Source organism: Bacillus sp. NPDC060175 (assembly GCF_042728695.1).
In the GTDB taxonomy this organism is placed as follows: domain Bacteria; phylum Bacillota; class Bacilli; order Bacillales; family Bacillaceae_G; genus Bacillus_A.
The window spans coordinates 4,541-14,289 of sequence record NZ_JBHWYR010000097.1; the positions used below are offsets into that span (position 1 = coordinate 4,541).

The following is a 9,749-nucleotide window of genomic DNA, read 5'->3' on the forward strand; positions in this document are numbered from 1 at the left end:
AAGTAAGCCAAACAATGGTAGTGGCCAAGGAAATACAACGCCACCAAACAATGGTAGTGGCCAAGGAAATACAACGCCACCAAACAATGGTAGTGGCCAAGGAAATACAACGCCACCAAACAATGGTAGTGGCCAAGGGAATACAACGCCGTCAAACAATGGTAGTGGCCAAGGAAATACAACGTCGCCAAACAATGGTAGTGGCCAAGGAAATACAACGCCACCAAACAATGGTAGTGGCCAAGGAAATACAACGCCGCCAAACAATGGGGATGGCCATGGAACGCCAACGCAACCAAGTAATGATGGGAATACAGGAGAGGCTCCAGCCGATAATGGATAATAAGTAATATGAAGAAATTGTTGGTTCTGTGCAAATTTTAATAAAAGCATAAACAGGTTGGTAAATGAGGAACAATGTTTAGGAAGTAGCTAGTAATTGTTGAAGTTCATTGTACGTTGAAAAGGCGAAGTCTCTTTGTATAGTGACCCAAAATTTGTAGGGCTTGTGAATAAATGTCCAATTTTCTTTTTTATGGGGTACATCCGCATGCCCATCAACTTTAGAATTCAAAAGTATCCCAAGACGAAAAAATGAGCTTTTTTGCTACAAGTTAGCACAATATATCGTTCTGGGGATAACTCGTTCTTTTAGCTTGATGGTGATGCGGGCACTTCCCAAAAGTGATCCTTTTTTGAATTCTAATTCGGTGTAACTAACAAAGCTATTAGGAGCAACGGCATATCAAAAAGGATATGAGCAATAGCGCTAGCCCATATTGAATTGGCTTTAAATGCAATCCAGTTGTAAGGCAATCTTGCTAAGCCAATAATTAAAAGAATTTGAATTAAGTTACCGTCATATGTAGAGTAATGAGCCATACCGAACAAGAACGCTCCAATAAGAGTTACTATTAGCATCGACCATTTTTCGTCTATTCCTTGTTTTTTCAAAAAGTAAATTCCTAAGATAGATGGAACTAAAATTAAACATTCTTCGCCGATCAAGCTACATATAATTTGTATCAAGTGATAGATAAACTGTATAGGTGTGTTATCTACGAAAATAGTAGCCTTTCCATTATAAGCAACTGAAAAATGAAAAACATATTGTACTAAAAATGCAATAATCCAACTTTGTATGATATTCCATAATAGTCCAATTAAAATGATTTTAGTTGTTCCTTTTTGTAGGGGACCAAATGCGGACTTAATGCCGTAAAAGCTAAAGTTCAAATATAAAGCAATTACACAAGATATCGTTAAAAACGTAAACCTAAATGGAAGAGCAGTATAAGCTAAACCTATGTAAGCAATACAAATGAAAAAAACACTAATGATTACATTAAAAATACTACTAGGTTGTTTGTTATAAAGACTGTTCATGATGTTTTCCTCCTATTTTGCTAGTTGAATTTCTCGGAGGGGATTTTTAAAAATTTCTAATCATATTTTCTACTCTTTTTTGCACCCGACATGAGGTATAACCTGGTGGTGAAAGTCCTAAAGGTTGGATTTAATACAATTTCAATAGCTTTTAAGTATATGGCCCAGTACCAGCATTACTTTGCCCCTGATTACAGCAACGCTGGTGCTACCTCATATAAAAAGACACTATATATAATAGTGTCTTTTTATGTACTGACGTACTATGAAAGAAAATGTAGTGATTAATCGTAATTAGTTGAACTCTTCTTGGTTAATAATAGTATAACATCATTATCGATAATTTTAAATGAAATTATGCATATATATAATTATCAACATATTCTAGACGTATATATGTTTTTTCTTTCTATTACCAAAATTTCCAATTTCTTTATTTTTGTATATATTCTATAATTTAACTGCTAAATCGCAAAAAAGGAGCTCTAATAGATATGGAGATGAGAAACTTACAAGAACTAATTGAAGAAAAGAAAGCAGAATTAATTAAGCTTGTAGAGAAATATGGATTTAGACATCAGCAGGTGCTACATTTAAGTCAAGATATAGATACACCAATAAATCAATTTATTTATATAAATTATAAAACTAAGTAGAATTCTACATTTATAATTACATTATAGGGAGGATTACTTTGGGGTATTTTAACTTGGAATTAAAAAGCGGATATTGAATTTGAAGAAGCTGTATATTTTGTATCGGAATACATAAAAAGGTATGCTGTAGACCGAGAGGACAGAGAATATGCAGCAGAAGTTATTGCTAGAAGTTGTAATAAAGAAAACACTGCTGATGATATTTTTTTTATCACAACTTGCAGTGAAATGATTAATAGATGAATAATGATTAACCGAACAATTTAGAATCAACTAAATAAAAAACAGGATCTGATATTCATATATCAGGTCCTGTTTCACTATGTATAATTATTTTACTGCCTCTTTTAATTCTTTTCCCGCCTTAAAAGCAGGTGCCTTTGAAGCAGCGATTTGCATTTCTTCACCTGTTTGTGGGTTACGTCCTGTACGTGCAGATCTTTCACGCACTTCAAATGTACCAAAGCCAAGAATCTGTACTTTCTCTTCATTTGCAAGCGCATTTGTTATAGCATTTAATACAGCTTGTGTTGCTGCTGCTGCCTCTTTTTGTGTAAGTTCTGCTTTTTCTGCTACCATTTTTGTTAGTTCAGTTTTATTCATTTTTTGCACCTCTTTGAATGTAATTAGAGATTATTATAACGTGCCTATACTCCTGATGCAATCAAAAGTAATACCAATACCAGCATCTCCGTGTAAATCAGGTGTAATAAAAATTTTCATTATTGTTAATTTAAATCTTTTATATACCACGCATTCATAGCAGAATGATCAGAACCTGATAGTGGCTCATGTAAAAGCGTAAATCCAAACTTTTCATATAGTATACATGCAGTTTTTAATTCATGCTGTGTTTCTAAGTAGCACTTTGTATAATGTTTAGCAGCATATGATAAAGCTTTTTCCATTAACTTCTTTCCAAATCCTAAGCCCTGTGTTTGGGGACTTAAGTATAACTTCTGTAATTCGCAAACTTTTTCATGTTCGTTAAACTGCGCTATACCAATTCCACCAACTACTTCTCCTTCCATTTCTACAACCCAATAGTTTCCATGTTTTAAATCAGTATAATATTGGTGAAGGTCGTTAAGCTGAGGGTCAAAATAGGCTGTTCCAGGAATCGCTAATCCAAGTGATTTTAATGAATTTTGTATTATTTTTTTAATTTTCACATTGTCTTCTTTTTTAATTTCCCGAATAATCATATGATCTCTCCTACAATTAGCTTTTTATAAAAGTTCCAATTATTTCGAAAATTGCACCCCTAAATGTTGACTGAGTCCACATTCTAAGGATACAGTTATGTTAATATTAAATGTGGATTAAGTCAACTAAAGGAGAAAATATGGATAAAAAAATTATTTATGATATTAGACACTTCAATCGATTTTATACGAAGGTACTTGACTTATTTAATAATCAATTTCTAGATACAGAATATTCATTAACCGAAGCACGGATACTATTTGAGATAAGTGAAAAAACTAATTGTATTGCGAATAATCTCGTGCAAGAACTTAATATTGATAGAAGCTATATGAGCAGAATTTTACGTAAATTAGAGAGGGAAGAATTAATAAAGAAGAAAAGCTCAGCAATAGATAGTAGAAAAAGCTTTCTTTTTTTGACAAAAAAAGGTGAGGAATTGCTTGATAGAATCAATATTCAGTCAGATGAACAAATATATCAATTATTTAATGGATTAACTAATAGTGAAATTAATCAAATTCGTAATTCTATGATCGTAATACAAGAAAAATTAGATAAGAAAAAATTTTGAATGTCCGTACAATTTCTGATTGATTTTGGAGCAATGTTTTAACTATTTAAAATGCGTTCAAATTGTACGTTTAGGCATATCTTAATTAGCCCACTGTTCACTATGCTTCTTATTTTGTTAAATATATTAAACCACCTCCCGATATTCGAGAGATGGTTCATGTTTATTTATTCACAATTCTATTATAGGAATTAATGGTTAACACGTAGTAAACAAGGTAGATTACACCATACGTTGTCATAGCATAAATAAATGAAATTATGTTTTCCTTTATGTCCATATCATATTGTATAACCATTGATATTATTAACATGCCCGCATTTAGTATCCCAATAATTAACGGAAGGAGAAATATAAATAATGTTTGTTTGGCTATCGTAGTTCGTACTTCTTTTTTATTTACACCGATTTTTCGTAAAATTTCATAACGATTTTTATCTGAATGTGCCTCTGTTAGCTGTTTGAAGTAAATAACACTTCCTGTTGCCACTAGTAAAACTAATGCTAAAGAGCTAACTATAAAGATTTTCATTCCTGTAAGTGCCTTTATTTTTTTATACCCTTCGTAGAATGTGCGCATATGAGTATCGTTTCCTGCTAGTGTCATTACTATCTCAGATGTTTCTTTGGTTGTTTTTTCATCCTCCACTTTATAAGCTTTATATGTGATGGGACTGACTTGTTTTGCAACACTGTCAAACATTTCATTATCAATTACAATGTATAAAAGCTCAGAACCAGATGTTAGTTGTATCGATTTTTTTTCTAACTTGTTGAGCTTAAAAGTATAATTTCTCTCGGGTAACTGAATGTTGACTTGGTGATTAATAAAATCAGTGGCTGGTTGATTAATGTATCGTTTAAATGCTATTGCGTGCTCACCAGAAAGATTTGGTATATCTCCTAATTTTAGAATTTTGTTCATTTTATGAAATACACTCTCTGAAATCAAATTAACAGAAAGGTCATTTTTATCTTGGAATGGTGCTGAAGTATTCCCTTTTACTTGAATAATCGGGATATCCAGTTGCGCTGTAAGCGGATGATCTTTGTCTTTTGAAATAACCCGATGGATTTGATTGTCAGATGTTTCATCTTTTGAAAGATGAATATAGCTAAAAGGAGCTGCTTCATGAGCATCTTTTTCAGTGATTGAATATTCAGAGAAACTCGCTTGAAGATATGGCAGTGCTACTGAAATTAGTAATGCAATAACTGTAAGCATAAGGGCATTTCCTTTTATACGATACAGCAAGTGAGATGTTCCAATGATGTTAATCCCATTATAGTAGCTCGGTTTATTTTTTTGTGCACGCTTTAGTATATACACAGTTAAAGAACGGAATAATAAATACGTTCCAATAGCAACAAGAGGCATAGAAAGCATTGCTGCCTCGTTAAACATAAGCCAATAACTACTTACGAGTAAAATGATCGAAACTACGGCAGAAACGATAGATGCTTTTGGTACTTTCTCCCCTTTTTTCTCTGCTTGGAATAATTCAATTAATTTAAAGCGATAAATTAAAAGATACGATTGAAGGGATGTGAAAATTGTAATGACCGTAAATGTAATAGTTGTATTCATAATTGCTTCCGTAGGAATGCCAAAACTTACATCGACCGGAGCACCTACGAGTTTAAGGAGTAACATGATAAACAATCTGGATAATATGACTCCTAATATGAGCCCGCATATTAAAGTGATAGCCCCGATGATTACATTTTCAAAAAACAGCATTCTTGCGATGGTTTTTTTTCTCACGCCAAGTAGGGAGTACATACCTACTTCTTTTTTACGTTTTCTCGTGAAAAATGCATTAGAATATCCGATGAAAACCGCTATGAATCCTATTAAAACGAAAGAGGTTTGTGACATTGTACCTTCCATATTATTAACTGCATTTTTAATTTCTGGTGTATACAATAATGAGTTGAAAGTATAGCAAATCACGACACTAATCACCATAGAGAAAATGTAGAGAAGGTAGTTGTTTAAATTCCCTTTAATATTTTTTTTCGCTAAACTAAATAACGTCACTTGTACCACCTCCAAGAATGGACAATACATCTAATATCTTTTTGAAAAAATCTTTGCCAGAAGAATTCCCCTTTACGAGTTCGGTAAACAGCGTGCCATCTTTAATAAATAACACGCGTTTACAATAGCTAGCTGCAAATGCATCATGTGTTACCATGAGGATGGTTGCTTTATCTTCTTGGCTTAATTTTTGCAAGCTCTCCAATAAGTCTGCTGCCGATTTTGAATCGAGTGCGCCAGTTGGCTCGTCTGCTAATATTAAGCTGGGTTTTGATACCATCGCACGCGAAGCAGCTGTGCGCTGTTTCTGCCCACCTGAAATTTGATACGGGTATTTATCTAAAATGGAACGAATACCAAAACGCTCTGAAATTTCGTTAACTCTGTTTTCTATTTCTTGTACATCCATTTTTGCTAGTGCAAGTGGCAGCAAAATATTATCTTTCACTGTTAACGTATCTAATAAATTGTAATCTTGAAAAATGAAACCGAGTTTATCCCGCCTGAATGCGGATAATTGTTCTTCTTGCATGTTTAGTATGCTTGTCCCATCAATTAAAATCTCACCGGACGTTGGCTGATCTATGGTCGCCAAAATATTTAAAAGTGTGGACTTTCCGGCACCTGAAGGTCCCATAATTCCAACAAACTCACCTTCGCGAACAGTTAAATCAATATCATGTAATGCAGTAAATGTATTTCCTTTTGCTCCATACATTTTTTTGATTTGTTTTGCGTCTACTATTGATTTCATATATATAATTCCTCCATCAAAGAAGTTATTTTTTTCTTACAGGTTTTATTCTATATGATGTAACCCTTCGATAACCTTACAGTTGTGAAGGTTAACCTTACAGTTTTGTCACCTTACAATAAATATCCCTTTTTTCTTTATCTTTTCCACTATAATGTGATATAGACGATTATGCTATCGTAATTTAATGCAGAAGTATGAGCACATATCATATAACACAAATTATCTTTAATATAAGATTTTGGGGGAATAACCATGAAAATTATGATTGTAGAAGACGAAAAAACGATTCGAGATATGTTGGGAGAGACAATAGAAAAATGGGGATTTACTACAGTAAAGGTAGAAGATTTTGACCAAGTATTATCAGTATTTTTTAAAACTAGTCCTCATCTTGTACTAATGGACATTAATTTACCATCATTTGATGGATTTTACTGGTGTAATAAAATTAGAGAAACTTCAAAAGCGCCGATTATTTTTCTTTCGTCTCGTAATACACCAATGGATATGGTAATGGCGATGAATATGGGTGGGGATGATTTTATTAATAAACCGTTCCACACAGATGTTTTAATGGCAAAGGTTAATGCACTCCTGCGTAGGACGTATACGTATATAGAAGACATAGAGTTAAAAGTTATTGAGCATGATGGAATTGTGCTCAACCTTAAAACCTACAATGTGTCATATGTGAATGAAGCGATTACGCTAACTAAAAATGAATTTATTATTTTAAAACTTCTCATGCAAAATAAAGGGACAGTTGTAAGCCGAACAAAGATAATGCGCAGTCTTTGGGCTGATGAAAGATTCGTGGACGAAAACACCTTAACGGTTAACATTGCACGGATACGCAAAAAAATTACTGACCTCGGTAAAGAAGGTTTCATTACCACTAAGAAAGGATACGGGTATATTATTTTATGAGTTTTTTTCAATATATAAAAGATAAACGATTCTTTTTCATACTGTACTTCATATTAATGTTGTTTGTTTCATTAATTATGGTTGTAAACGATAGTCGGAATCTCGTTATTCAAAATCTGCTCTATACTCACGTTATTTGTTTTCTCTCCGTAAGTCTGTATATTACTATTGGATATTATTACCGGAGGTCTTTTTACCTAGAACTAAATGATTTAATTAAGAATCAGAAGGAAGACTTTCCTGTAGAAATGCTTGAGCCACAAAATTATGAACAAGCTTTATATGTCAAAATGATAAAAATAGTACGGGACAAGCATTCTAAGCAACTTCAAAAGTTGATTCACGAGAAATTGGATCACCAAGATTTTATTATGTCCTGGGTTCACGAGGTAAAGCTTCCAATTGCCGCAAGTAGTTTACTTATTGAAAACAGTACGGGAAAAACAGTAGATTTTCTTATAGATAAGTTTGAAGACGAGCTGAACAAAATTGATAATTACGTGGAACAGGCTCTTTACTATTCACGGATTGACTCATTTTCTAAAGACTATTTCATTACAGATGTGCAGCTGGATCAAATCATTAAACAAAGTGTAAAGAAATATGCCAAAATCTTTATCTCGAAACGAATTCACTTTCATATGGAGGAAGCTCAGAAATTCGTACAAAGCGATAGTAAATGGCTTGCATTTATCATAGACCAAATTACAGCAAATGCTTTAAAGTATGTAAATGAAGGTGGAGAAGTTTTTTTCCGTTTTGAGGAGGATAATGAAGAAAAACGATTGCTCATTCAAGATACAGGCATTGGGATAAAGCAAGAAGATATACACCGTGTATTCGAAAGAGGGTTCACAGGTTTTACTGGAAGAACCCATACAAAATCTACAGGGATGGGACTGTATCTTGCAAAACAAATGGTTTTGAAATTGGGACATGATATTTCTATTCAATCACAAGAAGGAAAGTATACAAGAGTTACCATCCATTTCCCAAAAATAAGAAATTACTATCAATTGCTGTGAAAAGTAGACAAGGAATACCTTTAGTATACTTTTTAAAAATTATTAAAGTATTTCTATATGTATAAAGAGTTAGCCAGTATTTTGGATGGAAACTAAATTGCTTTATCATGTCCAGAAAATTGTATGTTTCTGGACACGTTAATATTGAACAAAAATTATAGAATTTCGTCTTTTGTTTAAAAAACGTGTAAACTTATCTATGTTCAGATTGTTAATGAATTGAATGAACGAGGGATTAGTTTTTATAGTGTTTATGAAAATATTACAATGGATCGTTCAAGTGCTACTGGTCAATTTATGTTTCATTTATTTGCTTCTTTTGCGGAATTTGAACGTAACTTTATTCACCTATTATAGGGTAGCACCCCACATCCTTAAGTTGATGGATGTGGGGTACCGCCACATCGCCATCAAGCTAATATTTTGAAGCACCATCAAAACAAAAATTTTATCTCTCGACAGTTATATATGAGAATTAAGCTCATTTTTTCGTTTTAGGGTGAATCTGTTTTCTTAAGTTGATGGGCATGGGGTGGAACCCCATTTTGTAGAGGTGGACGAGCTATCGGATAGTCAAAGGGATAAAAATGGGGTTAGGAGTAAAGTAATACCAAATTTGAATTTTATTAAGAAAGTGGACTAAAAGCATTGATAACTAGATGGGAAAAAGAGCATCATCACTGAAATAAAAAAGCCCTGCACACAGGGCTTATAAAAAGATACCTTAGTAATCACAACGATTAGGGAGACGTATTAGCTAAGGTATCTGTATAGGTGATTGCATACTAAGTATGCAATCAAGAGTATTGTTGAATGTATTGGGTTATTCAACACGTTCAGAATAACACGAAATTTCTGCTAATTCATCCGGTAAATTTATCCTAAAAATGTTCGGTAGGATTTTTAGGCCTAAAATATGTTCATAAATTATAACGAAATCGTTATTTGAATAGAAAAGTACAGATGAAATTTTAATTAGATATACTTATTATTTCATCTATTTGTTTTTTCCTTATAGAGTTCAGTAAGGATCAGATAGTATTCCTTGTGCCAGCATCAGTTATTCAATCTTATGTGGGGATGTCTCATCAACCGAATGGTAAGAAGTCGATACCGAGAGCAGACTTTGATATTTATGGATACTTAGTAGAACAAACAGAACGAGCACTAGTTGATT

The 9,749-nt window shown here is 33.1% G+C and carries 9 protein-coding genes and 4 pseudogenes; 7 read left to right on the forward strand and 6 right to left on the reverse strand.

Annotated elements, in window-relative coordinates; translation table 11 throughout:
* A pseudogene (locus tag ACFWDE_RS27205) lies at window positions 1–343 on the forward strand (penicillin-binding protein); the annotation flags it as partial.
* Window positions 344–421: 78 nt separating this feature from the next.
* On the opposite strand, the pseudogene ACFWDE_RS30585 reads toward ACFWDE_RS27205, so the two are convergent.
* Both ACFWDE_RS30585 and ACFWDE_RS27210 read right to left on the reverse strand, forming a co-directional pair.
* Window positions 422–514 (reverse strand): annotated as a pseudogene (locus ACFWDE_RS30585) (IS6 family transposase); the annotation flags it as partial.
* A 188-nt stretch (window positions 515–702) separates the two neighbouring features.
* Window positions 703–1,386, reverse strand: coding sequence for a CPBP family glutamic-type intramembrane protease (locus tag ACFWDE_RS27210; protein ID WP_377895970.1), 684 nt, complete (start codon window positions 1,384–1,386; stop codon window positions 703–705).
* A gap of 494 nt (window positions 1,387–1,880) precedes the next feature.
* Between ACFWDE_RS27210 and ACFWDE_RS27215 the strand changes: the two genes are divergently transcribed.
* A complete protein-coding gene (locus ACFWDE_RS27215; protein WP_377895971.1) occupies window positions 1,881–2,042 on the forward strand; it encodes a Spo0E family sporulation regulatory protein-aspartic acid phosphatase in 162 nt (53 codons plus the stop codon).
* A gap of 330 nt (window positions 2,043–2,372) precedes the next feature.
* Here the strand turns inward: ACFWDE_RS27215 and ACFWDE_RS27220 are convergent, their stop codons facing one another.
* Together ACFWDE_RS27220 and ACFWDE_RS27225 are read right to left on the reverse strand one after the other, a co-directional pair.
* Complete coding sequence (locus ACFWDE_RS27220) at window positions 2,373–2,645, reverse strand: HU family DNA-binding protein (RefSeq protein WP_002150757.1); 273 nt, start codon at window positions 2,643–2,645, stop codon at window positions 2,373–2,375.
* Window positions 2,646–2,770: 125 nt separating this feature from the next.
* Complete coding sequence (locus ACFWDE_RS27225; protein ID WP_377895972.1) at window positions 2,771–3,247, reverse strand: GNAT family N-acetyltransferase; 477 nt, start codon at window positions 3,245–3,247, stop codon at window positions 2,771–2,773.
* 140 nt (window positions 3,248–3,387) lie between these two features.
* Between ACFWDE_RS27225 and ACFWDE_RS27230 the strand changes: the two genes are divergently transcribed.
* Window positions 3,388–3,822 (forward strand): MarR family winged helix-turn-helix transcriptional regulator, encoded by a 435-nt coding sequence (locus tag ACFWDE_RS27230; RefSeq protein ID WP_264538660.1) that lies wholly within the window; start codon window positions 3,388–3,390, stop codon window positions 3,820–3,822.
* Window positions 3,823–3,985: 163 nt separating this feature from the next.
* On the opposite strand, the gene ACFWDE_RS27235 is transcribed toward ACFWDE_RS27230, so the two are convergent.
* Together ACFWDE_RS27235 and ACFWDE_RS27240 are read right to left on the reverse strand one after the other, a co-directional pair.
* Window positions 3,986–5,863: an FtsX-like permease family protein gene (locus ACFWDE_RS27235; RefSeq protein WP_377895973.1), complete on the reverse strand. Its 1,878-nt coding sequence runs from the start codon at window positions 5,861–5,863 to the stop codon at window positions 3,986–3,988.
* Entirely contained in the window at window positions 5,850–6,617 is a 768-nt protein-coding gene (locus tag ACFWDE_RS27240) for an ABC transporter ATP-binding protein (RefSeq protein ID WP_377895974.1), read from the reverse strand. Before ACFWDE_RS27240 ends, ACFWDE_RS27235 begins: the two co-directional genes overlap by 14 nt.
* Window positions 6,618–6,872: 255 nt before the next feature.
* Here ACFWDE_RS27240 and ACFWDE_RS27245 point away from each other — a divergent pair, with 255 nt between their 5' ends.
* From ACFWDE_RS27245 to ACFWDE_RS27260, 4 genes and pseudogenes are all read left to right on the forward strand, one after another.
* Window positions 6,873–7,547 (forward strand): response regulator transcription factor, encoded by a 675-nt coding sequence (locus ACFWDE_RS27245; RefSeq protein ID WP_377895975.1) that lies wholly within the window; start codon window positions 6,873–6,875, stop codon window positions 7,545–7,547.
* On the forward strand, window positions 7,544–8,572 hold the full coding sequence (locus ACFWDE_RS27250; RefSeq protein WP_377895976.1) for a sensor histidine kinase: 1,029 nt from the start codon (window positions 7,544–7,546) through the stop codon (window positions 8,570–8,572). The genes ACFWDE_RS27245 and ACFWDE_RS27250 overlap by 4 nt, the downstream gene beginning before the upstream one ends.
* Before the next feature lie 201 nt (window positions 8,573–8,773).
* Window positions 8,774–8,917, forward strand: a pseudogene (locus ACFWDE_RS27255) (recombinase family protein); the annotation flags it as partial.
* A gap of 645 nt (window positions 8,918–9,562) precedes the next feature.
* A pseudogene (locus ACFWDE_RS27260) lies at window positions 9,563–9,749 on the forward strand (Holliday junction resolvase RecU); the annotation flags it as partial.

Excerpts from the sequence above, each read along its gene's own strand:
- ACFWDE_RS27240 (WP_377895974.1), bottom strand. The coding sequence starts at position 6,617 with ATGAAATCAATAGTAGACGCAAAACAAATCAAAAAAATGTATGGAGCA.
- ACFWDE_RS27220 (WP_002150757.1), bottom strand. The coding sequence starts at position 2,645 with ATGAATAAAACTGAACTAACAAAAATGGTAGCAGAAAAAGCAGAACTT.
- ACFWDE_RS27230 (WP_264538660.1), top strand. The coding sequence starts at position 3,388 with ATGGATAAAAAAATTATTTATGATATTAGACACTTCAATCGATTTTAT.
- ACFWDE_RS27225 (WP_377895972.1), bottom strand. The coding sequence starts at position 3,247 with ATGATTATTCGGGAAATTAAAAAAGAAGACAATGTGAAAATTAAAAAA.
- ACFWDE_RS27215 (WP_377895971.1), top strand. The coding sequence starts at position 1,881 with ATGGAGATGAGAAACTTACAAGAACTAATTGAAGAAAAGAAAGCAGAA.
- ACFWDE_RS27210 (WP_377895970.1), bottom strand. The coding sequence starts at position 1,386 with ATGAACAGTCTTTATAACAAACAACCTAGTAGTATTTTTAATGTAATC.
- ACFWDE_RS27245 (WP_377895975.1), top strand. The coding sequence starts at position 6,873 with ATGAAAATTATGATTGTAGAAGACGAAAAAACGATTCGAGATATGTTG.
- ACFWDE_RS27250 (WP_377895976.1), top strand. The coding sequence starts at position 7,544 with ATGAGTTTTTTTCAATATATAAAAGATAAACGATTCTTTTTCATACTG.